22 protein-coding genes are annotated in these 23690 nt (G+C 73.0%); 15 read left to right on the forward strand and 7 right to left on the reverse strand.

The features are described from left to right. The first annotated feature begins 95 nt into the window (after nucleotides 1-95). Complete coding sequence (locus ID804_RS09795; protein ID WP_211161149.1) at nucleotides 96-2102, forward strand: glycogen debranching N-terminal domain-containing protein; 2007 nt, start codon at nucleotides 96-98, stop codon at nucleotides 2100-2102. Nucleotides 2103-2242: 140 nt separating this feature from the next. Further along, a complete protein-coding gene (locus ID804_RS09800; protein WP_169079043.1) occupies nucleotides 2243-5419 on the forward strand; it encodes a carbohydrate binding domain-containing protein in 3177 nt (1058 codons plus the stop codon). Between the two features lie 244 nt (nucleotides 5420-5663). On the opposite strand, the gene ID804_RS09805 is transcribed toward ID804_RS09800, so the two are convergent. The 3 genes from ID804_RS09805 to ID804_RS09815 form a co-directional block, all read right to left on the reverse strand. Then, nucleotides 5664-5969, reverse strand: coding sequence for a hypothetical protein (locus tag ID804_RS09805; protein WP_169079041.1), 306 nt, complete (start codon nucleotides 5967-5969; stop codon nucleotides 5664-5666). Nucleotides 5970-6036: 67 nt separating this feature from the next. After that, nucleotides 6037-6351: a hypothetical protein gene (locus ID804_RS09810; protein ID WP_169079039.1), complete on the reverse strand. Its 315-nt coding sequence runs from the start codon at nucleotides 6349-6351 to the stop codon at nucleotides 6037-6039. Between the two features lie 63 nt (nucleotides 6352-6414). Then, nucleotides 6415-7515: an NAD(P)-binding domain-containing protein gene (locus ID804_RS09815; RefSeq protein ID WP_169079037.1), complete on the reverse strand. Its 1101-nt coding sequence runs from the start codon at nucleotides 7513-7515 to the stop codon at nucleotides 6415-6417. Nucleotides 7516-7698: 183 nt separating this feature from the next. On the opposite strand from ID804_RS09815, the gene ID804_RS09820 reads away from it, so the two are divergent. After that, nucleotides 7699-7917: a DUF3073 domain-containing protein gene (locus tag ID804_RS09820; RefSeq protein WP_169079035.1), complete on the forward strand. Its 219-nt coding sequence runs from the start codon at nucleotides 7699-7701 to the stop codon at nucleotides 7915-7917. A gap of 161 nt (nucleotides 7918-8078) precedes the next feature. Beyond that, nucleotides 8079-9299: an amidohydrolase gene (locus ID804_RS09825; RefSeq protein ID WP_169079033.1), complete on the forward strand. Its 1221-nt coding sequence runs from the start codon at nucleotides 8079-8081 to the stop codon at nucleotides 9297-9299. Between the two features lie 16 nt (nucleotides 9300-9315). Here ID804_RS09825 and purM read toward each other — a convergent pair whose 3' ends face one another. Next, nucleotides 9316-10419 (reverse strand): phosphoribosylformylglycinamidine cyclo-ligase, encoded by a 1104-nt coding sequence (gene purM, locus ID804_RS09830; RefSeq protein WP_169079031.1) that lies wholly within the window; start codon nucleotides 10417-10419, stop codon nucleotides 9316-9318. A 104-nt stretch (nucleotides 10420-10523) separates the two neighbouring features. Here purM and purF point away from each other — a divergent pair, with 104 nt between their 5' ends. Then, complete coding sequence (gene purF / locus ID804_RS09835) at nucleotides 10524-11981, forward strand: amidophosphoribosyltransferase (protein ID WP_169079029.1); 1458 nt, start codon at nucleotides 10524-10526, stop codon at nucleotides 11979-11981. A gap of 57 nt (nucleotides 11982-12038) precedes the next feature. Here the strand turns inward: purF and ID804_RS09840 are convergent, their stop codons facing one another. Further along, nucleotides 12039-12437: a hypothetical protein gene (locus tag ID804_RS09840; protein ID WP_169079027.1), complete on the reverse strand. Its 399-nt coding sequence runs from the start codon at nucleotides 12435-12437 to the stop codon at nucleotides 12039-12041. A 35-nt stretch (nucleotides 12438-12472) separates the two neighbouring features. Further along, on the reverse strand, nucleotides 12473-12865 hold the full coding sequence (locus ID804_RS09845; protein ID WP_169079025.1) for a sterol carrier family protein: 393 nt from the start codon (nucleotides 12863-12865) through the stop codon (nucleotides 12473-12475). 71 nt (nucleotides 12866-12936) lie between these two features. Between ID804_RS09845 and purD the strand changes: the two genes are divergently transcribed. From purD to purQ, 8 genes are all read left to right on the forward strand, one after another. After that, complete coding sequence (purD, locus tag ID804_RS09850; RefSeq protein WP_169079023.1) at nucleotides 12937-14190, forward strand: phosphoribosylamine--glycine ligase; 1254 nt, start codon at nucleotides 12937-12939, stop codon at nucleotides 14188-14190. A 5-nt stretch (nucleotides 14191-14195) separates the two neighbouring features. Further along, the gene (locus tag ID804_RS09855) at nucleotides 14196-15095 is read left to right on the forward strand and encodes a phosphoribosylaminoimidazolesuccinocarboxamide synthase (RefSeq protein WP_169079021.1); all 900 of its coding nucleotides are present in this window, start codon (nucleotides 14196-14198) and stop codon (nucleotides 15093-15095) included. Nucleotides 15096-15150: 55 nt separating this feature from the next. Continuing rightward, a complete protein-coding gene (locus ID804_RS09860; RefSeq protein ID WP_223159075.1) occupies nucleotides 15151-16071 on the forward strand; it encodes a VOC family protein in 921 nt (306 codons plus the stop codon). Between the two features lie 22 nt (nucleotides 16072-16093). Further along, a complete protein-coding gene (locus tag ID804_RS09865; protein ID WP_169079019.1) occupies nucleotides 16094-16912 on the forward strand; it encodes an SGNH/GDSL hydrolase family protein in 819 nt (272 codons plus the stop codon). Beyond that, complete coding sequence (locus tag ID804_RS09870) at nucleotides 16909-17781, forward strand: alpha/beta fold hydrolase (protein ID WP_169079017.1); 873 nt, start codon at nucleotides 16909-16911, stop codon at nucleotides 17779-17781. The genes ID804_RS09865 and ID804_RS09870 overlap by 4 nt, the downstream gene beginning before the upstream one ends. After that, a complete protein-coding gene (locus ID804_RS09875) occupies nucleotides 17781-18425 on the forward strand; it encodes a nucleoside/nucleotide kinase family protein (protein ID WP_211161148.1) in 645 nt (214 codons plus the stop codon). Before ID804_RS09870 ends, ID804_RS09875 begins: the two co-directional genes overlap by 1 nt. Before the next feature lie 126 nt (nucleotides 18426-18551). Next, nucleotides 18552-18821: a phosphoribosylformylglycinamidine synthase subunit PurS gene (gene purS, locus ID804_RS09880; protein ID WP_169079015.1), complete on the forward strand. Its 270-nt coding sequence runs from the start codon at nucleotides 18552-18554 to the stop codon at nucleotides 18819-18821. Continuing rightward, nucleotides 18821-19516: a phosphoribosylformylglycinamidine synthase subunit PurQ gene (gene purQ / locus ID804_RS09885; RefSeq protein ID WP_169079013.1), complete on the forward strand. Its 696-nt coding sequence runs from the start codon at nucleotides 18821-18823 to the stop codon at nucleotides 19514-19516. Before purS ends, purQ begins: the two co-directional genes overlap by 1 nt. 12 nt (nucleotides 19517-19528) lie before the next feature. Here purQ and ID804_RS09890 read toward each other — a convergent pair whose 3' ends face one another. Beyond that, the gene (locus tag ID804_RS09890; RefSeq protein WP_169079011.1) at nucleotides 19529-20329 is read right to left on the reverse strand and encodes a hypothetical protein; all 801 of its coding nucleotides are present in this window, start codon (nucleotides 20327-20329) and stop codon (nucleotides 19529-19531) included. A 150-nt stretch (nucleotides 20330-20479) separates the two neighbouring features. Here ID804_RS09890 and ID804_RS09895 point away from each other — a divergent pair, with 150 nt between their 5' ends. Together ID804_RS09895 and purL are read left to right on the forward strand one after the other, a co-directional pair. Beyond that, complete coding sequence (locus ID804_RS09895) at nucleotides 20480-20989, forward strand: DUF3817 domain-containing protein (protein ID WP_169079009.1); 510 nt, start codon at nucleotides 20480-20482, stop codon at nucleotides 20987-20989. 260 nt (nucleotides 20990-21249) lie between these two features. Continuing rightward, a complete protein-coding gene (purL, locus tag ID804_RS09900) occupies nucleotides 21250-23559 on the forward strand; it encodes a phosphoribosylformylglycinamidine synthase subunit PurL (protein WP_169079007.1) in 2310 nt (769 codons plus the stop codon). Nucleotides 23560-23690 lie beyond the last annotated feature (131 nt).

The following is a 23690-nucleotide window of genomic DNA, read 5'->3' on the forward strand; positions in this document are numbered from 1 at the left end:
ATCGATCAAATTCTTCTGTAGTGTGGGCGACCACGAGCCGCCGTGTCAACCCCGCACGGCACCACGAACCCTCGCGTGCAGGAGAACCACCGACCATGACCGCAGCGCTGCAGCCCCTCCTCCACGACGCGCTCGCCGTGCTCCGCGCGCCGACCCAGGTGTGGTCGGCCGTCGACGGCACCCTCGGCACCGCGCCCATCCACGGCGTCTACTACTCCGACGTGCGCCTCGTGCGCGGCCTGCGGCTGCGCATCGGCGGGCAGGATGCGGAGCACCTGACCACCGCGACGCCCGCCGCCGACCGTGCGGGCCTGCACTCCCTGCTCCGGCACCTCGACGACCCCACCCCCGACCCCGGCGTGCGGCTCGAGATCGAGCGCACCGCCACCACGCGCGGGTGGAGCGAGCGCCTCACGATCGTCAACCGGCGCGACGTCGCCCTCACCACGGTGATCGAGCTCGAGCTCGACCTCGACGCGGTGAGCCTCGACGTCATCAAACAGGGGCTCGCCGAGCCGGTGGCGCTCGACGAGCTCGAGCTCAGCATCCGCGACGGGGTCGTCGCGTGGCGCGGCGAAGGGGTCAGCGCGCGGCTCGAGCTCGAGGGCCTGACGGCGCAGCGCACCCCGACCGGCGTGCGGCTCACCGCCGAGGTCGAGGTGCCCGCGCGCGGCTCGCTCACGCGCGGCCTCACGCTCGAGGCCGACGACGCGATCGGCGTTGTGCGCGGCGCCGAGCAGCCCGTGCCCTGGAGCGCGCCGCGGGTCGACAGCCCCGACCAGCGCCTGCCGCGCTGGCTCGAGCGGTCGCTCGCCGACCTCGACTGCCTGCGCATGACGACGGCGCAGCATCCGGATCGGCAGTTCCTCGCCGCCGGCGCGCCCTGGTTCTTCACGCTCTTCGGGCGCGACTCGCTGTGGGCGGCGCGGTTCCTGCTGCCGCTCGGCACCGACCTCGCGCGCGACACGCTGCACGTGCTCGCCGGCCTGCAGGGCGACGCGATCGTCGACGGCACCGCCGAGGAGCCGGGCAAGATCATGCACGAGCTGCGCCGGCAGACGCTCGTGATCGACGACGGCACCGCGCTGCCGCCGCTCTACTACGGCACCGTCGACGCGACCGCGCTGTGGGTGTGCCTGCTGCACGACGCCTGGCGGTGGGGCCTCGCCGACGACGACGTGCGCGCCCTGCTGCCCGCGCTCGAGGGGGCCCTCGCGTGGATGCGCGACCACGGCGACGCGGACGGCGACGGCCTGCTGGAGTACGTCGACCGCTCGGGGCACGGGCTCGCCAACCAGGGCTGGAAGGACTCCGGCGACAGCGTGCAGTGGCGCGACGGCACGCTCGCCGAAGGGCCGATCGCGCTGTGCGAGGTGCAGGCCTACGCCTTCGAGGCGGCGATGCACGGGGCCGAGCTGCTGCGCACGTTCGGCGACGAGCGGCAGCGCGCATCCGCCCCCTCATGGGAGGCGTGGGCCGGCGAGCTGCGGGCGCGGTTCCACGAGAGCTTCTGGATCGACGACCCCGATGGCGCCTACCCGGCCATCGCGCTCGACGCCGCGAAGCGCCGGGTCGACACCGTCACCTCCAACCTCGGGCACCTGCTCGGCACCGGCCTGCTCGACGCCGAGCAGTCGGCGCTCGTCGCCCGCCGCCTCGGTTCGCCGCAGCTGAGCTCGGGCTTCGGCCTGCGCACCATGTCGAGCGACTCGGGCGGGTACTGGCCGCTCAGCTATCACGGCGGCTCGGTCTGGACCCACGACACCGCCATCGCCGTGCTCGGCCTCGCGCGTGAGGGGCACGACGAGGTCGCCGCGCAGCTCATCGAGGGCCTGCTCGCCGCGGCCGAGGGCTTCGAGTACCGCGTGCCCGAGCTGCACTCGGGCGACGCGCGCAGCGACGTCGGGCGGCCCGTGCCCTACCCGGCGGCGTGCCGTCCGCAGGCGTGGTCAGCCGCGTCGGCCGTCGCGGTGCTGACGGCGGCGCTGCGCCTGCGGCCGGATGCCCGTGCGGGCTCGGTCGCGTCGGCGCCGCTGCCCGGGTTCGCCGGGCTGCGGGCCGCGGGGCTGCGTGTCGCGGGGCGCGAGGTCTCTGCGGGCTGAGGCGGCGCTCGCGCGTCGGCGTCGCCCGCGCCCGCCCGGCGTGTCCCCCTTAAGGCCGACTGTGGGAGCGCTCTCACGGAACGTACGCTGTCGATGCCGACCAACGAGGGTCGGCAGCGAACGAGCGGAGAGCATCCCCCATGTCCCCCACCTCGAGACCGCCGTCGAGGCGCGCCATCGCCGCGCTCGCCGCCGCCGCGGTCGTTGCCCCCCTCGCCGTGAGCTCCACGCCCGCGGCCGCCGCCGAGACCGTCTCGGTGCTCGCCGACTTCGAGTCGGGCACCCCGGCCGGCTTCTTCTCCTACGGCGCGGCCGGCTTCGGCCTCGTCGAGGTCGCCCCCGGTACCCCCGACGCGAAGCCCGGGCAGACCGAGCCCGACACCGTCGTCTCGTACGGCTGGAACGTCGCCGCCGACCCGTTCTTCGGCGGCCTCGGCGAGAACTTCGCCGGCGCCCGCGACCTGAGCGCCTTCGACGGCATCCGGTTCCTGCTCAACGGCTCGGGCAACGGCACCGCGCTGCAGTTCGAGCTCTTCGACGGCGGCGCGAACTCCGACAGCTCCGAGCGCTTCGACGCGACGATCGTCGACGACGTCGCCGGCTGGCGCGTCATCGACCTGCCCTGGTCGGCGTTCTCGCGCGCGACCGACTTCCAGCCGGGCGGCGCCCCCAACGACGGCCTGAACCTCACGACCGTCTGGGGCTACGCGCTGCCCGCCGTGTCGGGCGAGAACGTCGTGCGCGTCGACGACATCGTCGCCTACGCCGACGAAGCGCTCGCCCCCGTTGCGAGCATCGCGCCCGCGACCTCGAGCGTCATCGAGGGCCGCACCGCGACCCTCACCGTGAACCTCACCGTCGCGCCGACCGAGACCGTCACGGTCGACGTCGCCACCGCAGCCGGCTCGGCGAGCGCCGACGACTTCACCGCCGTCGCGCAGACCCTCGAGTTCGCGCCGGGCGTGACCTCGCGCACCGTCGAGGTCGTCACCGCCGACGACGCGGTCGAGGAGGGCGACGAGACCCTCACCGTGCAGCTGTCGAACCCCGCGGGCGTGCAGCTCGGCAGCGCGACGACCGCGAGCCTGAGCATCCTCGATGATGACGGCGCGGTCGTCGGCCCGCCCACCGGCCGCACCCTGCTCATCGACGACCACGAGGCCCCGCTGACGTCCGGCGCCGACGGCGACGTGCCGCTCGGCTGGTTCGCCGCGCAGGATCCGTCGAGCTCGGTGAGCTTCGCCGCAACCGACGCTCCCCCGGCGCCCGTGCCCGGCGCGCCCGACGGCAACACGGTGCTGCGCGCCGACGCGACCGTCACGTCGTTCGGCGTCGTCGTGCGCAACTTCGCCAACGAGACCGCCGACGCGTGGACCACGCAGGACTGGTCGAGCTACGAGGGCATCGGGTTCTGGATGCTCGGCACCGGCTCGGGCACCGACCTGTTCTTCGACATCCTCGACAACCGCAACCCGGGCTCGACCCGCGACGACGCCGAGCGCTACGTCGCGAGCTTCGAGGACGACTTCGTGGGCTGGAGGTTCCTGACCTTCGACTTCGCCGACTTCACCCGCAAGGAGATCGGCAACGGCGCCCCCGCCGACGGCCTCACGCTCACCGACATGCACGGCTACGCCTTCGGGGTGCTGCGCACGGCGGGCACGCAGACCTTCCACTACGACGACGTCACCCTCTACGGCGAGGCGGCCCCCGTGCCGCTGCAGGTCTCGTTCGACCGCGCCGGCTACGAGGTCACCGAGGGCGACGCGGCCGAGCTCGTCGTGCGGCTCAACCGCGTCGCCGAGGCCGACGTGACCGTCGAGTGGGAGGCGGTCTCGACGAGCGCCCGCACCCGCACCGAGGATCTGCCCGCGACCGAGGGCGAGGACTTCACGGCCGCCTCGGGCACCGTGACGATCCCCGCCGGCTCGCGCGAGGCATCCTTCACGGTCGAGACGCTGCAGAACGAGAAGTTCGAGGTCGACGAGACCTTCGTCGCCACCCTCACCGACCCGGTGGGCGCCGAGTTCGGCGTCGTGCGCACGGCCGCGGTGAGCATCCAGGACGACGACGAGAAGATCGCCGGGCTCGTGGACGACTTCGAGGCGTTCCCGTGGCTCATCGACACCGCTCGTGGCACCCGTATCGAGACGCGCGACGCCGGCGGCTACGCCGGGGCCGACGCGGACGAGACCATCCTCGACATCGCGTTCCGCGGCAACGGCGGAATCACGCGGCCGATCGAGGGCGGGCAGGACTGGTCGACCGCCGACGGGCTGTCGTTCTGGGTGAACAGCAGCAAGCCGAACCAGCGCATCACCGTCGGCATCGCCGACAACGGTGCGCCCGACGGCGGGCCCGACACCTGGGTTCCGGTGTGGAGCGACGAGTTCGAGGGCGAGGCCGGCCAGCCGGCGAACCCCGACAACTGGACGTACGAGACCGGCGGGTGGGGCTGGGGCAACGACGAGCTGCAGTACTACACCGACTCGACCGAGAACGCCGCGCTCGACGGCGAGGGGAACCTCGTCATCACCGCTCGCGAGATCGACCCCGCGACCACCGACCTCGAGTGCTGGTACGGCCCGTGCGAGTACACCTCGGCGCGCCTCATCAGCGAGAACAAGCAGGAGTTCGAGTACGGGCGCATCGAGTCGCGCGTCAAGGTGCCGCAGGGCAGCGGCATCTGGCCCGCCGTCTGGACGCTCGGCAACGACTTCCGCGAGGTCGGCTGGCCGCAGACCGGCGAGATCGACGTCATGGAGTTCGTCGGGCGCCTGCCGAACGAGATCTTCGGCACCATCCACGGCCCCGGCTACTCGGGCGGCCAGTCGTTCGGCGGCATCTACGACTTCGGCACCCCCGTGTACGACGACTGGCACACCTTCTCGGTGGAGTGGACGCCGGAGCGCATCGACTGGTTTGTCGACGGCATCCAGTACCACTCGGCCACGCCGGAGGACATCGCGCCGAACGAGTGGGTGTTCGACCACCCGTTCACGCTGCTGACGAACATCGCCGTCGGCGGCAACTTCGGCGGGGCGCTCGGCGACGACCTGGAGTTCCCGCAGTCGCTCACGGTCGACTACATCCGGGTGTTCCAGGCTCCCGACACGGCTGAGCGGTTCACCGCCGACGTCACCGTGCGCGGCACCGGCTGGCAGAAGGTGACCGTGCCGTTCGACGCGTTCACGCGGGCGAAGCAGCAGCCGGCCGGAGCCCCGAACGACGGACTGACCCTCACCGACGTGCAGGGCTACAGCCTGGGCCTGCGCGGCAACGGCACGCTCTCGATCGACCGTGTGATGGTCGAGTAGCCGCTCCCGTCAGGTCCCGATCGGAGCGGGGCGGCCTTCGGGTCGCCCCGCTTCGGCGTTGGCGGGTCGGCAGCGGCAGCGGCAGCGGCGGCAGTGGCAGTGGCAGCGGCGGGATGCGATCTGCAGGAGCGCGGAACGCGCTTCCGAGGAATCACCGGCTGGCGCGAGCCGGACACGCCCTCGACTCCTGCAGACCGCATGCCGGCGCGGCGCGGGCGTCAGCCTGCCGCCGCCCGCACTCGCCTCAGTCGCCGCCGCTCCCGCCTGAGTCGGCGTCGCCGCCGCTCCCGCCCGAGGCGCCGTCGGCGCCGCCGGGCGCGTCCGCATCGAGGTGAGTCTCGGTGGGATGCCCGCCGTCGTCGTCGACGCCGGTCCAGCTGTCGCGTCCGCCCTCCAGGCCGCCGGCCTCCTGCTGCGCGCGCTGCCGAGCGAGGGCGTCGCGCGTGGGCTGGCGCAGGGCCCGGAAGAACAGCACCCCGATCACGAGGATGATGACCGCCATCACGAGCGGCGTCACGATGAGCACGAGCCAGAGCAGGTCGATCTCCACGGCTCAAGACTGGCAGGTCGAGCGCCGATCGGCCCGCGCGTGCCGGGCGGGCGACCGAGCCCGCGCCCTACAGCCCGAGCGCGAGCAGGAACCCCGCGTACGCGGCGAGCGCCGCCCACGCCGTCACGTCGACCGCCCGACGGGGCGCCCGCGCCGTCCAGAGCGCGGCCGTCGCCGCGAGGAGCAGCCAGCACAGCGAGTGGCCGAAGCGCAGCATCCACGAGACGATCCCGGTCGTCGAGCTCGCCTTCTCGGGGACGACGACGAGCCAGAGCGCCGCGAGCCCGAGCGCGATCGCGATCGCTGCGAGGCCGGCCGGCCGCCGGTTGCGCTCGAGCCAGCGGGTGACGCGCGAGGGGCGAGTGCGAGAGGAGTCGGTCACGCCCTCAGCCCAGCAGAGCGCGGCGCGGGGCGCATCCACCGATCGATCGAGGCCCCGGCCCGCCTACCGGCCGAGGCGGCTGAGGGTCGCGACGACCTGGCGCGCGATGTTGCGGCCGGCCCGCGCGGCGCCGATCGTCGAGGCGGAGGGCCCGTAGCCGGCGAAGAAGATGCGCCCGTCGCGCTCGGAGTGGTGGCTCGCGACGGTCACGCCGCCCTCGCGCTCGCGCAGCTTCAACGGGGCAAGATGCCGCAGCTCGGGCCGGAACCCGGTCGCCCAGATGATCGCGGTCGCGGGGCTGAACGAGCCGTCCTCCCAGCGCACGCCGTCGGGCTCGATGCGCTGGATGACACCGCGCGAGACGAGCACCCCGCGGTCGAGCGCGGCCTGGATGCGGCGAGTGCGCGGCACGCCCGTTCCCGAGACGATGGAGGGGAGCGCACGGCCCGCCCTCGCGGCTTCGTCCTGCATGGCGACGGCGGCCACCGCATCCTCGAGATTGAGGCTCGGGCCGTCGATGAACTGCGGGTCGCGCCGGGTCGACCAGGCGATCGAGCGGGCCACCGACTCGAGCTCGATGATGAAGCCGATCGCGCTCGTGCCGCCGCCGACGACGACGACGTCCTGGTCGGCGAAGTCGCTCGCCGCCGAATACTCAGCGGTGTGCACGTGGCGGCCGGCGAAGTCGCGCAGGCCCGGGTACCAGGGCACGAACGGCGAGCCCCACGTGCCGGTCGCGTTGACGATCGTCGAGCCGAGCAGCTCGAGGTCTCCGCCCTCGGTGCGGATGTCGACGAGCAGCGGCCCGCCCGCGTCGGTGACGCGCGTCACCGTCGCGGGGCGCACGACCTTGAAGTCGTAGTGCTCCTCGTACTGGCGGTAGTAGTCCATGACGACCTCGCGCGCGGGGGTGTCGCGGTCGGCGGTGCCGAAGCTGATGCCGAGCTCGTCCATGCCGGGCAGGTCGTTGACGCGGTGCGCCGAGCCGAGCCGCAGCGAGGCCCAGCGGTGCTGCCACGCCCCGCCCGTCGAGGGGCCGCGGTCGAGCAGCACGAACTCCTCACCGGCCTCCAGTCCGAGCCGCTGCAGGTAGTAGGCGACCGAGAGCCCTGCCTGACCGGCGCCGATGACCACGCACTGGGTGGCGAGGGCGGATTCGGTCACCCGTAGAGGCTAGTCGTTCGCTCTGAGCGCGCGAGGGGGCCCACCGGTCGCGAGGGGGCCCGCGTGGTAGACTGACCGGCAGTTTTGGTACCGTCCCGATTCGGCGTTCCCGGGATCCCAGGGCCCGTTCCCACGGCCCCGATCCGACAGTCCTGAGTCGACACACTTGTGAGGGGGTCACGCATGGGTCGCGGTCGTCAGAAGGCGAAGCACACCAAGGTGGCGCGAGAGCTGAAGTACTTCACTCCCGACACCAACCTCAGCGCGCTCGAGCGCGAGCTCGCGGCGAAGAACGAGGGCGACGACCTCTACGTCGACAAGTGGGCCGACGACGAGGAAGACGACGACGCCGACGAGGCCGACGCGTTCGGCTACTCGGCCGAGGCGCCTCGCACGGCGTAGGTCACAACGCTTCCGGAGCCCGTCCCCGCTAGGGGGCGGGCTCCGTGCTGTGCGGGGCGAGCGGGGCGCGGCGTGCGCCGCGATCGAGGCGAGGGATGCTCGGTGCGCGCGGTCGCGCACGCCCCTTCCGGGCATCCGGCACCGGGGTTAGCGTGGGCGGCATGCCTCTCGATCTCGAGCACCTCTACCGCGACCTGCATTCCCACCCCGAGCTGTCGTTCGCCGAGACCCGCACCGCGGGCATCGCCGCCGCGCGTCTGCGCGAGATGGGGCTCGACGTGACGGAGGGGGTGGGCCGCACGGGCGTCGTGGGCGTGCTCGCCAACGGCGAGGGCCCGGTGGTGCATCTGCGCGCCGACATGGACGCGCTGCCCGTGACCGAGGCCACGGGCCTCGACTACGCGAGCACGCAGCGGGCCGTCGGGCCCGACGGGGTCGAGGTGGGGGTCATGCACGCGTGCGGGCACGACATGCACGTCACGTGGCTGCTCGGCGCGGTCGAGCGGCTCGTCGCCGAGCGCGCCAGCTGGTCGGGCACGGTCGTGGCGGTGTTCCAGCCGGCGGAGGAGACGATCGGCGGGGCGCGCGAGATGGTGGCCGACGGACTCGTCGACCGGTTCCCGCGCGCCGACGTCGTGCTCGGCCAGCACCTCGCGCCGCTGCCCGCGGGTGTCGCGAGCGTCACGAGCGGGCCCGCGATGGCCGGCGCCGACACCCTCACGATCACGATGCACGGCCGAGGCGGGCACGGCTCGCGGCCGCAGTCGACGATCGACCCCGTGCTCGCCGCGGCGTCGGCCGTGGTGCGGCTGCAGTCGATCGTCTCGCGCGAGGTCGCGCCCGGCGCCCTCGCGGTCGTGACCGTCGGGTCGCTGCACGCGGGCACGAAGAGCAACATCATCCCGGCGGAGGCGACGATGGGCGTGAGCGTGCGCTCGGTCGACGCGGAGGTGCGGGCGACGCTGCTCGACGGCATCCGCCGCATCGTCGAGGCGGAGGCGACGGCGAGCGGCATGACGGAGCCGCCGACGATCGTCGTCGACGAGACGGTCGCCGCGACGGTCAACGACGCCGAGGCCACGGCGCGCATCCGGGCGGCATTCGAGGGCCGGTTCGGCGCCGAGCGCGTCATCGACATCGGCACGCTCACGGGCAGTGAGGACGTGCACGAGCTTGCGACCGCGGCCGGGGCGCCGCTCGTCTATTGGTTCGTCGGCGGCGTCGACCCCGAGGCCTTCGCCCGGGCGGCCGCGGCGGGCCGCGTCGAGCAGGAGATCCCGACGAACCACTCGCCGTACTTCGCGCCCGTGCTGCACCCGACGATCGAGCACGGCGTCGACACGCTCGTCACGGCGACGCTGGAGTGGGTGGGGCGGGGCTGATGCCCCCGCGGCGGGCCTAGCCCGCGTACGCGCCGACGAGGCGCACGGCGCCGCCGTCGACGCCCTTGGCGCCCTGCTCGAAGCCGGCGAGGTCGCGCGCGTGGGTCGACACCGCACCCGCCACCCACGCGGGGATGCCCCGCGATTCGAGGGCGCGGATGACCGACGACGCGGCGTCCTGCGCGACGACCGCGAGCATCCCGATGCCCAGATTCCAGGTTCCCTCGGTCGATTCGAGGCTGTCGCCGGCGAGGTCGGCGAGCACGCGGAAGACCGCAGGCGGGGCCCACGAGCCGCGGTCGACCTCGACCCAGCTGCCGACGGGCAGCACGCGGGCGAGGTTCGCGGCGATGCCGCCGCCGGTGACGTGGCTGAGGGCGTGCACGGCGCCGGGCAGCTCGGCGAGCACGTCGAGCAGGGGCGCGGTGTAGAGGCGCGTCGGCTCGAGCAGCGCGCGACCGACCGACCCGCCGAGCTCGGCGAGGTCGTCGTGGTAGCCAATGCCCCGCTGGGCGAGGATGTGCCGCACGAGCGAGAAGCCGTTGGAGTGCAGGCCCGAGCTCGCCATCGCGATGACGAGGTCGCCGTGCTGCACGCGCTCGGGGCCGAGCACGTCGTCGGCCTCGACGACGCCGACCGCGGCGCCCGCGACGTCGTAGTCGTCGACGCCCAGCAGGCCCGGGTGCTCGGCGGTCTCGCCGCCGACGAGCGCGGTGCCGGTCGCGGTGCACGCCTCGGCGATGCCGCGCACGATGTCGGCGATGCGCTGCGGATGCACCTTGCCGCACGCGATGTAGTCGGTCATGAACAGCGGCTTCGCCCCGACGACGACGATGTCGTCGACGACCATCGCCACCAGGTCTTGCCCGATGGTGTCGTGGATGTCGAGGGCCTGCGCGATCGCGACCTTCGTGCCGACGCCGTCGGTGCTCGTGGCCAGCAGCGGGCGACGGTAGGCGGTGAAGGCCGAGGCGTCCCAGAGGCCGGCGAAGCCGCCGACTCCGCCGAGCACCTGCGGGCCGTGCGTCGCGCCGACGGCGGCCTTCATGAGCTCGACGGCGAGGTCGCCCGCGGCGGTGTCGACGCCGGCGGCCGCGTAGCTGGAAGCGTTCTCGTTCACGAACCCCAGGCTATCGGCCGCGGCGCGCGCGAATGAGCGCGTGTGCCAGACTGGAGCCGGCTCGATCGAGCCGTTCCACCACCCCTCTGGGAGCTCGCTCGCGCATGTGCGGCATCGTCGGACTCGTCTCGTCCAGCCCCGTCAACCAGCAGGTCTACGACGCGCTGTCGCTGCTGCAGCACCGCGGCCAGGATTCCACCGGCATCGCCACGGCCGAGGGCCGCGTCATGCACATGCACAAGGCGAAGGGGCAGGTGCGCGAGGCGTACCGCACGCGCGACATGCGCTCGCTGCTCGGCACGATGGGCCTCGGCCACGTGCGCTACGCGACGCGCGGCTCGGCCTCGAGCGAGGAGGAGGCGCAGCCGTTCTACGTGAACGCGCCCTACGGCATCATCCTCGTGCACAACGGCAACCTGACGAACACGCGCGAGCTCACGCGCGAGCTGCACGAGATCGACCGCCGCCACCTCAACACGAACTCCGACACCGAGCTGCTCGTGAACGTGCTCGCGCACGAGCTGCAGCAGCAGGTCACGGGCGACGACCTCGACCCCGACCAGGTGTTCGCGGCGATCGGCCGTCTGCACGAGCGCGTCGAGGGCTCGTACGCGGCGATCGCCCTCATCGCGGGGCACGGCCTGCTGGCCTTCCGCGACCCGTTCGGCATCCGCCCGCTCGTGCTCGGTCGGCGGTCGACGGGGCTCGTCGGCGACGAGTGGGTCGTGGCGAGCGAGTCGCTCGTGCTCGAGCACGGCGGCTACGAGATCGTGCGCGACGTCGCGCCCGGCGAGGCCGTCTTCATCTCGATGAACGGCGAGATGGTGTCGCGGCAGTGCGCCGCGAACCCGCGCCTGATCCCCTGCTCGTTCGAGTACGTCTACCTCGCCCGCCCCGACTCGGTCATGAACGGCATCTCGGTGTACGAGGCGCGCCTGCGGCTCGGCGACCGGCTCGCCTCGACGATCCAGCAGCACCTGCCGGGAGGCGACGTCGACGTCGTCATGCCGATCCCCGACTCCTCGCGACCCGCGGCGATGCAGGTGGCGCAGAAGCTCGGCATCGAGTACCGCGAGGGGTTCTACAAGAACCGCTATGTCGGCCGCACCTTCATCATGCCCGGCCAGGCGGAGCGCAAGAAGAGCGTGAAGCAGAAGCTCAACGCGATGTCCTCCGAGTTCAAGGGCAAGAGCATCCTCATCGTCGACGACTCGATCGTGCGCGGCACGACCTCGAAGGAGATCGTCGAGATGGCGCGGGCCGCCGGCGCCCGCAAGGTCACGTTCACGTCGGCGGCGCCGCCGGTGCGCTACCCGCACGTGTACGGAATCAACATGCCGACCTCGCGCGAGCTCATCGCGCACGGCCGCAAGATCCCGGAGATCGCGCAGGAGCTCGGCGCCGACGCCCTCATCTACCAGGAGGTCGCCGATATGGAGGCCGCCATCATCGAGGGCACCGACATCCAGGGCCTCGAGATGAGCTGCTTCACGGGCGACTACGTCACCGGCACGGTGACGCCCGAGTACCTCGACTGGGTCGAGCGCAACCAGAACAGCTGAGCGGCCGCAGTCTCGGCTGTCGCCGGCGACGGATGCTCGGCGCGAGCCGCGCGGCGGCTACTGCTCGAGCTCGCCCTCGATCGGAGCCGGGTCGACCGTTTCGCGCTCGGCCTGCAGGGTGCGGGCGCGCTTGCTCGAGCGCCGGTCGAGCACGATGCCGACGATCGCGCCGACGAGCACGCCGAAGGTGATGCCGTAGAGCGAGAAGTAGGCCACGAGCGTCGCGAAGCCGACCTCTTCGTCGGCGGGGAACAGGCTCGTCGCGATGAGCGTGCCGAGGAACCCGAGGAGGCCGCCGACGACGAGGAACGCCGGGATCTTTGGCGCGCGGCGCACCGTGACCTGCTCGGGCTGCGCCGGCTGCACTTGCTGCGGCGGCTGCGCTGCGGCCGGCTGGGGCTGCGCCGAGGGGGCCGCGCTCGGGCGGGCCTGCTCGTTGGGCGTGGGGTCGCTCACGCCCCCATTCTCGCGCACCCCGGTTGGGTGCCCGCTCACCACGGGATGGGCAGCAGGTGCGAGAGGTCGGCCCTCGAACCCGAGGCGTGGATGCGCCCCGCCGCCACCGCGCTCGCCCAGTCGTCGAGGCCCGCCGCCGCGATCGCGATGAAGGTCTCGGCGTCGAGCTCGACCACATTCGGCGGGGTGCCGCGCGTGTGGCGCGGGCCCTCGACGATCTGCACGGCGCCGAACGGCGGCACACGCACCTCGACGCTCTTCCCGGGGGCCGCATCGCTGAGGCACTGCAGCAGGTAGCGCACGGCGGTGGCGAGCTCGTCACGCGTCGGGGGCGGGGCGCTCGCGTCGTCGCGCCGCGCGGCGAAGGCCGCGATCGCGGCGCGCACGGCCGCCCGGCCGGCGGTCTGGTCGATGCGGGCGCGGGGCATCCTTCGAGGGTACGCGCGAGGGGCGACGGGGGCCGGTCTGCTCATACGCGCACGCTGGGTAGGCTGACCGGGTGAGAATCCTCGTCCTCGGATCGGGCGCGCGCGAGCACGCCATCATCACGGCGCTCCTTCGCGAGAACGCGGGCCACCAGATCACCGCCGCCCCCGGCAACGCGGGCATCGCGCAGGTCGTCGAGACCGTCGCGCTCGACCCGACGAAGGCCGCCGTCGTGGCCGACTACGCCGTCGACAACGACATCGAGCTCGTCGTGATCGGGCCCGAGGCTCCGCTCGTCGCGGGCGTCGCCGACGCGCTGCGCTCGCGCGGCATCGCGACCTTCGGGCCCGGCAAGGCGGCCGCGCAGCTCGAGGGCTCGAAGACCTTCGCCAAGCGCATCATGGACGCCGCGGCGGTTCCGACCGGTCGCGCCGTGCGCGCCGGCACCCTCGCCGAAGCGGATGCGGCGCTCGACGAGATGGGCGCCCCCTACGTCGTGAAGGCTGACGGCCTCGCCGCCGGCAAGGGCGTCATCGTCACCGACGACCGCGACGCCGCCCGCGCCCATGCCGAGCACTACCTGCAGCAGGGCGGCGTGCTCGTCGAGGAGTTCCTTGCCGGCCAGGAGGTCAGCCTCTTCCTGCTCAGCGACGGCCACACCGTCGTGCCCCTCAGCCCCGCGCAGGACTACAAGCGCATCGGCGACGGCGACACCGGCCCCAACACCGGCGGCATGGGCGCCTACTCGCCGCTGCCGTGGGCCGCGCCCGGCTTCGTCGACGAGGTCATCGCCACCATCGCGCAGCCCACCGTGCGTCAGCTCGCCGAAGAGGGCACCCCCTTCATCGGCCTGCTCTACTGCGGCCTCATCGTCACCGAGCGGGGCACGCGCGTCATCGAGTTCAACGCGCGCTTCGGCGACCCCGAGACGCAGGTCGTGCTGCCGCGCCTCGTCACCCCGCTGAGCGGCCTGCTGTTCGCCGCCGCGACCGGGCAGCTCGCCGGGGTTCCCCGCCCCGAGTTCAGCAGCGAGGTCGCTGTGACCGTCGTGCTCGCGAGCGAGGGCTACCCCGATACCCCGCACACCGGGCGCGCCCTCACGGGCCTCGCCGAGGCCGAGCAGGTCGAGGGCGTGCACCTCGCCCACGCCGCGACCGCCCGCACCGACGACGGCTTCGTCGCCACCGGCGGCCGCGTGCTCAGCGTGGTAGCCACCGGCGCCGACTTCGGCCAGGCCCGCGAGCGCGCCTACGAGGCGATCGGCCGCATCGGGCTCGAGGGCGGCCAGTACCGCACCGACATCGCGCTGCGCGTCGTCGAGGGCTGAGCGGCATGAGCGAGCAGGGCGCCGGGCTCGACGTCGACGCGCAGCAGCTGCCGGGCTGGAAGCGGGTCTACTCGGGCAAGGTGCGCGACCTGTACGTGCCCGACGGAGCATCCGATCTCGCGAGCGCGCAGCGCGTGCTCATGGTCGCGAGCGACCGGGTGAGCGCGTTCGATCACGTCCTCGAGCCGGGCATCCCCGGCAAGGGCGCGCTGCTGACGCAGCTGACGCGGTGGTGGTTCGACCGCCTCGGGTTCCCGACCCACCTCGACCCGGTGCAGGACGTGCCGGCCGCCGTCGCCGACCGCGCCGTCGTCGCCCGCCGCCTCGACATGCACCCGGTCGAGTGCGTGGTGCGCGGATACCTCTCGGGCTCGGGCTGGGTCGAGTACCAGCGGTCGCAGAGCGTGTGCGGCATCCCGCTGCCCGCCGGTCTCAGCGACGGCGACCGCCTGCCCGAGCCGATCTACACGCCCGCCTACAAGGCGCCGCTCGGCGAGCACGACGAGAACATCACTTTCGAGCGCAGCGTCGAGCTCGTGGGCCTCGAGACCGCGACGGCGCTGCGGGATGCTGCGCTCGACCTGTTCCGCCGCGCGAGCGCGATCGCCGAGGAGCGCGGGGTGATCCTCGCCGACACGAAGTTCGAGTTCGGCAACGACCCCGCCACGGGCCGGCTGACGCTCGCCGACGAGGTGCTCACCTCCGACAGCTCGCGCTACTGGGACGCGGAGCTCTACGCCGCGGGCGGCCCCGACCGCCTGGCGAGCTTCGACAAGCAGATCGTGCGCGACTGGCTCGCCGCGCACTGGGACAGGCAGGGCACGCCGCCGCGCCTGCCCGACGAGATCGTCGAGCGCACGGCGGCCCGCTACCGCGAGCTCATCGAGCGGCTGACCCACGCCTGAGGCGAACGCGCGGCCTGCCGGGAACGATTCCGCCTGCTCGGCGGTTGAGAGGGGCATGACCGCCGCCCCGCGCCTCGCCCCCGACACCTCGATGGGGGCCGTGACGCTCGACGTCGCCGACCTCGACGCGCTCACCGCCTACTACCGCGACGGCGTCGGGCTCGAGGTGCTCACGAGCGAGCCCGCGCGCGACGGCGAGCCCGCGATCGTGACGCTCGGGCGCACGCGACGCGACGCGTCGGGCGCGACGGCGGCGAGCATCCCCCTCGTGGTGCTGCGGCACAGCCCGGCCCTGCGGCACGCAGGGCCGCGGGATGCCGGGCTCTTCCACACGGCGATCCTGTTCGAGACCCAGGCCGCGCTCGCCGCCGCCGTGGCGACCGTCGCGCAGCGGCACCCGGGCACGTTCACCGGCTCGAGCGACCACCTCGTCAGCCAGGCCTTCTACTTCGACGACCCCGAGGGCAACGGCGTCGAGCTGTACTGGGATCGCGACCGCACGCAGTGGAGCTGGACGCACGGCCAGGTCGAGATGTCGACCCTCTACCTCGACCCGAACGCCTTCCTGCGGCAGCACCTCACCGAGGAGGCGCTCGCCGCGCACGCGACCGCTCCGGCCGTCGTCGGGCACGTGCACCTCTCGGTCGGCGATGTCGTTACGGCGAAGCGCTTCTACGTCGACGAGCTCGGCTTCGACCTCACCACCACCTACGGCGGGCAGGCGATCTTCGTCAGCGCCGGCGGCTACCACCACCACATGGCGATGAACGTCTGGCGCAGCCAGGGCGCCGGGCGTCGCCAGCCCACGCTCGGGCTCGGGCGCGTCGACATCGTGCTGCCGCATGCCGACGAGATCGGCGCCCTCGGCGAGCGCCTCAGCCACTTCGGCCACGAGGTGCGCGACGACGGGCGGGCCGTGCACGTCGACGACCCGTGGGGCAACCTGCTGCGGGTCACGGTCGCGCCGAGCGCGTAGCCGCGCGTCGTAGGCTCGGCGGGTGACTGAGCCACGCCGACCCCGCGCGCTGCGGCTGAGCAGGGCGATCGCGGTCGCACAGGCGCCGGTCATCCTGCGTCAGGGGCGTCGGCTGCGCCGCGAGACGCCGCGCCTGCCCGACGCGCCGCTGCCGTGGGAGGGCACGATTCCGGCGCCCGGCGCGAGCCCGCAGCGCGACGCCGACGCCGCCGCCGTCGACGCGGCGACCAGCCCCGGCTCGCGCCCCCTGCACCTGCTCGTGCTCGGCGACTCGACCGCCGCGGGCGTCGGCGTCGACCACGCCGACCTGGGCCTCGCCGGCCGGCTCGCGGAGGCACTCGCCGCGCGCACCGGACGCCCCGTGCACTGGCGGGCTCGCGGCCGCAACGGCGCGACGGCCCGCGACGTCGTGCGCGACCACCTCGACGAGGCGCTCGACGCTCCCGTCGATCTGCTGTTCCTGTCGGTCGGCGCGAACGACGCGCTCGCCCTGCGGTCGGCTCGAGCGTTCGCCCGGGATGTCCGGCGCATCCTCGACCGCGCCATCGAGCTGCACCCGCACGCGGTCGTGCTCATGTCGAGCCTGCCGGCGTTCTTCCGGTTCCGGCTGCTGCCCGAGCCGCTGCGCGGCACCCTGTACCGGCATTCGCAGGCGCTCGAGTCGGCGGCGCGGGCGCTCGTGATCGCCCGCGAGCGCGCGCACATGTCGCCGCCACCCCCGCCGTACACGGAGGGCTTCTTCGCGAGCGACGACTTCCACCCCAGTGCGCTCGGCTACCGCGACTGGGCCGAGTTCGCCGTTGACGACGCCGAGCTCGCGGGCATTATGGGGTGGCTATGACCTCCGCGCCCTCCGCTCCCACTCCCGGCGACGCCGTGCCCGCCGGCCGCCTGCACGTCGACGAGTCGGGCCCGCGCGACGCCGAGACGGTCGTCTTCCTGCACGGCGGCAACGTCTCGGGCTGGATGTGGGGTCCGCAGCGCGATGAGCTCACCGACTTCCACCACCTCGTGCCCGACATGCCCGGCTTCGGGCTGTCGAACCAGGTGCCCTGGCGCTCGATGGCCGAGACCGCCGACCGCATCGCCGCAGTCATCCGCGAGCGGGCGCACGACGGCCGCGCCCACGTGGTCGGCCTCTCGCTCGGCGGCCTCATCGGCGCGCTGCTCGTCGCCCGGCACCCGAGCGCGGTGCGCAGCGCGGTGCTGAGCGGCGCGCCCCTGCGCGGCCTCGGCCCGTTCATGTCGTGGCTGGCGCGCGTGCAGCTGAAGCTGTGGCAGAGCGCCGCCTACTGGAGCACGATGGGCCGCGGCTACCACCTCGACCCGGAGACGCTGAAGGCGTTCGTCGAGGGCGGCGTCGGCATCAACCCGCGCAGCGCCCGCCGCATGGTCGAGCAGACGAACGCCGGCATGGTGAGCGAGCTGGGCGGCTTCGACGGCAACCCTGTGCCGATCCTCGGGGTGGCCGGCGGCCGCGAGTCGCGCGTCGTCACGGGCGCCCTGCGCTTCTTCCTGCGCGCCCCGCACGCCGAGGTGCGCCTGGCCCCGGGCATGCACCACGTGTGGAACGTCGAGAACCCGGCGCTCTTCACCGCGATGGTGCGGGCGTGGGTCGCCGAGGGTCGCGTGCACCCTGAGCTCGAGGCGGTGCCGCCGCACCTGCTCGCCGCGCCGCGCCGCGAGCGCCGGCAGGGGCCGCGCGGCTGATGTCGGCCCGCACGCTGGCCGGCATCGAGGCCCTCGCCGCGGTCATCGCGCGGATGCCCGGGCCGGCGACCGCCGCATCCGGTCGCGTGCTCGTCGGCATCGCCGGCGCTCCCGGCGCGGGCAAGTCGACGGTCGCCACCGCGCTCGCCGCCCGGCTGCCCGGTGCGGTGGTGCTGCCGATGGACGGCTTCCACCTGCCGCAGGCGCGGCTCGTCGAGCTGGGGCGACGCGACCGCATGGGCGCCCCCGACACGTTCGACGCGGCGGCGTTCGTCGCGCTGCTGCGCCGCCTGCGCGACGCGGCGAGCGCCGGGTCGACGGTGCTCGCGCCCGGCTTCGACCGCACCGTCGAGGAGCCGGTGCCCGACGAGGTGGCGCTGCCGCCGCAGCGCCCGATCGTCATCGTCGAGGGCAACTACCTGCTGCTGGAGCGCGACGGGTGGGGCCCCGTCGCCGACCTGCTCGACCTCGCGGTGGGCCTCGTCGTCGACGACGCGGTGCGCCGTGAGCGCCTCATCGCCCGCCACATCGCGTTCGGCAAGTCGCCGGATGCGGCGGCCGCCTGGGCGCTCGGCCCCGACGAGCGCAACGCGGTCGCGATCGCGGCGACGCTGCAGCGCGCCGACGTGCTGCTCGCCCCCTGACGGCGCGCGTCGACGGCGGGGGCCGCGACGCGAAGGTCGGCCGGCCGCCCGCCCGCCGGCGGCCGCCGCGCGCGGATGAGCACGCGTAGACTGGGCGCATCCACCCCTGAACGAACGGGAGTCGCCGTGCCCACCATCGTCGTCGAGGTCATGCCGAAGGCCGAGCTGCTCGACCCGGCCGGCAAGGCCGTCGCGGGAGCCCTGCACCGCCTGGGCCACGACCGCATCAGCGACGTGCGCATCGGCAAGCGCTTCGAGCTGCACGTCGACGGCGAGGTCGACGCCGAGCTGCTCGCCGCCGTCGAGAAGGTGGCGACCGACATGCTCGCCAACACCGTCATCGAGGATGTCGTGGCGGTCGAGGTGCGCGGCGAGACCGCCGGGGCGTCGGCCTGATGCGCGTCGGCGTCGTCACCTTCCCCGGCTCGCTCGACGACCGGGATGCGATGCGGGCCGTGCGCCTGGCCGGCGGCGAGCCCGTCGCGCTCTGGCACGGCGAGCACGACCTGCACGGCGTCGACGCGATCGTGCTGCCCGGCGGCTTCAGCTACGGCGACTACCTGCGCTGCGGGGCGATCGCGGCCCGCTCGCCGATCATGGCCGAGGTCATCGACGCCGCGAACGCGGGCACCCCGGTGCTCGGCATCTGCAACGGCTTCCAGATCCTCGTCGAGGCGCACCTGCTGCCGGGCGGGCTGATCCGCAACGATCACGGCGACTTCATCCGCCGCGACCAGCGCCTGCGCGTCGAGTCGACCGACTCCGCGTGGACGAACGGCTTCGAGGTCGGGCAGGAGATCACCATCCCGCTGAAGAACGGCGAGGGCGGCTACATCGCCGACGAGGCGACGCTCGACCGGCTCGAGGGCGAGGGTCTCGTCGCCTTCCGCTACCTCGACGTGAACCCGAACGGCTCGCTGCGCGACATCGCTGGCCTGCGCAACGAGCGCGGCAACGTAGTGGGCCTCATGCCGCACCCCGAGCACGCGGTCGAGCCGGGCTTCGGCCCCGACACCCGCGAGGCCATGCGCTCGGGCGTCGATGGTCTGACCTTCTTCACGAGCGTGCTCACCGCCTCTGTTCTCTCCTGAGGGATCGGGGCGTCACCACCCGAGTCGCCGCGCCACGGCATCGGCCGCGGCAGAGGGGAAGTCGTCCCACCCGGGCTCGAGCACTCGCCGAGTCACTTCGAAGAGCCGCACTGCGGCCGCCTCGGCGGGCCGGGCGATCGCGGCCTCGATGTCCGCTGCGATGACGGGGAAGTCGGTCTCGAACCTGCGAGTCGGCTCGATCGGCGCGGGCTCGCGCCCCTCTGCGAGCGCTGATCTCGCTCGAACGGCCGAGATCAGGTGCTTCACCGCCCACTGCCTGATGAACTGTCCTCCGTTGATGATCTCGCCCCGTCGCACCCGTCCGGTGCCGATCAGCAGCTTTACGAGCACGAGACGAGCGTCGTTGAGAGGGTCGGGCGCGGGCATCCCGATCACACGGCTCTGGGCGTCGGCGATGAGCCGCTGCGTCGCATGGTGGTCGTCATCGACCGCGACGGTCGCCTCCTCGGCAAGGGGGCCCTGCAGCTCCGCGGCATCCCCGACGGCGAACTCGAGCACGTGGCCGTCGGCGTAGAGCGCGACGAAGCCGATCCCTCCTTCTCGAGCGGTGAGAACGAGGTTCTCCTGTCGCGGCAGCCAGTCGAGGGAGCGGCGGGCCTCGGACGCGGCCCCCGGATTCGCGATCGCGAAGAAGTCGTGGTCGGACCACTCATCGCGCCGAGCCGCGGCCTCCTGCGAGCTCGACCCGAGGAACACGAGTCCGCTCAACGCAGGGTGATCGCGCACCGCCGCCGTGAGCGACGCCGTCAGCTGCTCGAAATCGTCCGCGTCGTGGATGGGTCGAGATGTCATGGGTCACCTTCGTGCTCGGGGTGCGAACGCACCAGCGGGATTGTTGATCGCTGAGACGCGGTTGCACGGTAGCCATGACAGAGCCGTTGAGTTGTGGTGGGCGATGCTCCCACGCGACCGGACACCCGCGCAAGGTGGTGGAATGGACTCATGCCCGAGCACCGCCCCACGGACCCCGCTCGCAGCGCTGGTCTCACCCCGAAGCGCCTCTATCGCGTCGTCGCGATCGCCGAGGCGATCACCTGGACCCTCCTCATCGGCGGGCTCGTGACGCGGGCCGTCGTCGGCGGGGAGACCGGCGACCTCGCCGTGCGGGTCGGCGGCAGCATCCACGGCTTCGTCTTCCTCGCCTACGGCGCCACGGCCGTGCTCACGGCGATCAATCAGCGGTGGGGCGTCGGCCTCGGCCTCCTGGCAGTCGTCACCGCGGTCATCCCTTACGCGACGGTGCCGTTCGACATCTGGGCGCACCGCTCGGGCCGGCTCGAGGGCGACTGGCGGCGCGAGGCGACGGACGACCCGCGTGACGCGGTCTGGTTCGACCGACTGGTCCGGTGGATGCTCCGGCACCCGTACCTGCTGGGCGCGCTGATCCTCGCCGCCGTGGTGGTGCTGTTCGTCGTGCTGCTGCAGCTGGGCCCGCCCGTGCCGAAGGGCTGACGCCGGGCATCCACCCCCGAACGGGGGTCAACAGACAGGTCGTCCTTCGACACCGGGTGTGCTTATTCTGGGCGAACCTGTGGCGACGACCCGAGTCGCGCTGCACATGCCGTTCACTGCCGACGACCGGGCACTGAACGGCTCGGGGGTCGGGGAGAGCGGCCCCGACCCCCGAACCCCGCCCCGCGTCGGCGTGCTCATTCGCGCGGGTAGGCTGAGAGGGCATCCGGCACGCCCTCGACACAGGAGCCCTCGCCACCGTGACCACCCCCACCACGCACGTTCCTGACACGGTCGAGAACGCCATCGCGACGCCCGACAAGCACCAGCCGTTCGAGGCGCTCGGCCTCAAGGCCGACGAGTATGAGGCCATCAAGCAGCTGCTCGGCCGCCGCCCGACGAGCGGCGAGCTCGCCATGTACTCCGTCATGTGGAGCGAGCACTGCTCGTACAAGTCGAGCAAGGTGCACCTGCGCCAGTTCGGCCAGAAGGTCAGCGACGAGATGAAGCGCCACCTCATGGTGGGCATGGGCGAGAACGCCGGCGTCGTCGACATCGGCGAGGGCTGGGCGGTCACGTTCAAGATCGAGAGCCACAACCACCCGAGCTACATCGAGCCGTTCCAGGGCGCCGCGACGGGCGTCGGAGGCATCGTGCGCGACATCATCTCGATGGGCGCGCGGCCGGTGGCGGTCATGGATGCTCTGCGCTTCGGCGCCATCGACCACCCCGACACGGCGCGCGTCGTGCCCGGCGTCGTCAGCGGCATCAGCCACTACGGCAACTGCCTCGGGCTGCCCAACATCGGCGGCGAGACCGTCTTCGACTCGGTGTACCAGGCGAACCCGCTCGTCAACGCACTCGCGGTCGGCGTGCTGCGGCACGAAGACCTGCACCTCGCGAACGCGCGCGGCGTCGGCAACAAGGTCGTGCTGTTCGGCGCCCGCACGGGCGGCGACGGCATCGGCGGCGCGTCGATCCTCGCCTCTGACACGTTCAGCGAGGGCGGACCGACGAAGCGCCCGGCCGTGCAGGTGGGCGACCCGTTCGCCGAGAAGGTGCTCATCGAGTGCTGCCTCGAGCTGTATCGCGGCAACCTCGTGGAGGGCATCCAGGATCTCGGCGCAGCCGGCATCTCGTGCGCGACCTCCGAGCTCGCGAGCAACGGCGACGGCGGCATGGTGATCGACCTCGACCAGGTGCTGCTGCGCGACCCCTCGCTCACGGCGGAGGAGATCCTCATGTCGGAGAGCCAGGAGCGCATGATGGCGATCGTCGCGCCCGAGAAGCTCGAGGCGTTCCTCGCCGTGACCGCCAAGTGGGATGTCGAGACGAGCGTGCTCGGCGAGGTCACCGACACGGGTCGCCTGGTCATCCACTGGCGCGGCGAGACGATCGTCGACGTCGACCCGACCACCGTCGCGGTCGACGGCCCCGTCTACCACCGGCCCTACCACCGCCCCGAGTGGCTGGATGCTCTGCAGGCCGACAGCGCCGCTCGACTCGCCCGGCCGGCCGACGACGCCGAGCTGCGCGCGCAGGCGCTGCAGGTGCTCGGCGGCCCGAACCTCGCCGACACGGCGTGGATCACCAACCAGTACGACTACTACGTCATGGGCAACACGGCCCTCGCGACGCCCGACGACGCCGGCATGATCCGCGTCGACGAGGAGAGCGGCCTCGGCGTCGCCCTCGCGACCGACGCGAACGGCCGCTACTGCCAGCTCGACCCGTACGTGGGCGCGCAGCTCGCGCTCGCCGAGGCGTACCGCAACGTCGCGACCTCGGGGGCGACGCCGCTCGCCGTCTCCGACTGCCTCAACTTCGGCAGCCCCGAGAACCCCGAGGTGATGTGGCAGTTCGAGCGGGCCGTCACGGGCCTGGCCGACGCATGCCTTGAGCTGGGCATCCCCGTCACGGGCGGCAACGTGTCGTTCTACAACCAGACCGGCGACGTGCCCATCCACCCGACGCCCGTCGTCGCCGTCATGGGCGTCATCGACCACGTCGACCGCCGCCTGCCCTCGGGCTGGCAGGACGAGGGCGAGAACCTCTACCTGCTCGGCACCACGCGCGACGAGCTCGACGGCTCGGTGTGGGCCGACGTCGTGCACGGCCACCTCGGCGGCCTGCCGCCGCAGCTCGACCTCGCGGCCGAGAAGAACCTCGCCGGCCTCATGGCCGCCGCGGCCGAAGAGGGGCTCGTCACCTCGGCGCACGACCTCTCGGAGGGCGGCCTGCTCGCGACGCTGGCTGAAGGTGTCTTGCGCTTCGGCGTCGGCGCGCGCGTCTGGCTCACCGAGCTCATGGAGCGCGATGGGGTGGATGCTCTCGCCGCACTGCTCGCGGAGTCGCAGGCCCGCGTGCTCGTGTCGGTGGCCCGCGAAGACGATGTGAAGTTCCGCGGCCTGTGCGAGGGGCGCGACGTGCCCGTGCTGCGCATCGGCGTCACCGATGCCGAGGTCGACGGCCTCGAGATCCAGGACCGCTTCACGCTCACGCACGCCGAGCTGCGCCACGCGCACCGCTCGACCCTGCCTGAGCGGTTCGGCGCGGTCGTCGGGGGGTAGGCCCACCGGCCCACAGCGGGCGACGGGCCGTTCCGCACGCACTACTGCTCACGGCACTCACTGCGCCGCGAGCCGTCGTGCATGCCGCATTCAGTAGTGCGTGCGGCGGCTTGGCGGAGCGCGATGACAAC

The sequence above is a fragment of the Microcella alkalica genome (assembly GCF_014595885.1).
Lineage (GTDB): Bacteria > Actinomycetota > Actinomycetes > Actinomycetales > Microbacteriaceae > Microcella > Microcella alkaliphila_B.

Bases quoted from the DNA above. Each gene is read 5' to 3' on its own strand.
- ID804_RS09795 (WP_211161149.1), top strand. From the start codon at position 96: ATGACCGCAGCGCTGCAGCCCCTCCTCCACGACGCGCTCGCCGTGCTC.
- ID804_RS09800 (WP_169079043.1), top strand. From the start codon at position 2,243: ATGTCCCCCACCTCGAGACCGCCGTCGAGGCGCGCCATCGCCGCGCTC.
- ID804_RS09820 (WP_169079035.1), top strand. From the start codon at position 7,699: ATGGGTCGCGGTCGTCAGAAGGCGAAGCACACCAAGGTGGCGCGAGAG.
- ID804_RS09825 (WP_169079033.1), top strand. From the start codon at position 8,079: ATGCCTCTCGATCTCGAGCACCTCTACCGCGACCTGCATTCCCACCCC.
- purF (WP_169079029.1), top strand. From the start codon at position 10,524: ATGTGCGGCATCGTCGGACTCGTCTCGTCCAGCCCCGTCAACCAGCAG.
- ID804_RS09845 (WP_169079025.1), bottom strand. From the start codon at position 12,865: ATGCCCCGCGCCCGCATCGACCAGACCGCCGGCCGGGCGGCCGTGCGC.
- ID804_RS09855 (WP_169079021.1), top strand. From the start codon at position 14,196: ATGAGCGAGCAGGGCGCCGGGCTCGACGTCGACGCGCAGCAGCTGCCG.
- ID804_RS09860 (WP_223159075.1), top strand. From the start codon at position 15,151: ATGACCGCCGCCCCGCGCCTCGCCCCCGACACCTCGATGGGGGCCGTG.
- ID804_RS09870 (WP_169079017.1), top strand. From the start codon at position 16,909: ATGACCTCCGCGCCCTCCGCTCCCACTCCCGGCGACGCCGTGCCCGCC.
- ID804_RS09875 (WP_211161148.1), top strand. From the start codon at position 17,781: ATGTCGGCCCGCACGCTGGCCGGCATCGAGGCCCTCGCCGCGGTCATC.
- purQ (WP_169079013.1), top strand. From the start codon at position 18,821: ATGCGCGTCGGCGTCGTCACCTTCCCCGGCTCGCTCGACGACCGGGAT.
- ID804_RS09890 (WP_169079011.1), bottom strand. From the start codon at position 20,329: ATGACATCTCGACCCATCCACGACGCGGACGATTTCGAGCAGCTGACG.
- ID804_RS09895 (WP_169079009.1), top strand. From the start codon at position 20,480: ATGCCCGAGCACCGCCCCACGGACCCCGCTCGCAGCGCTGGTCTCACC.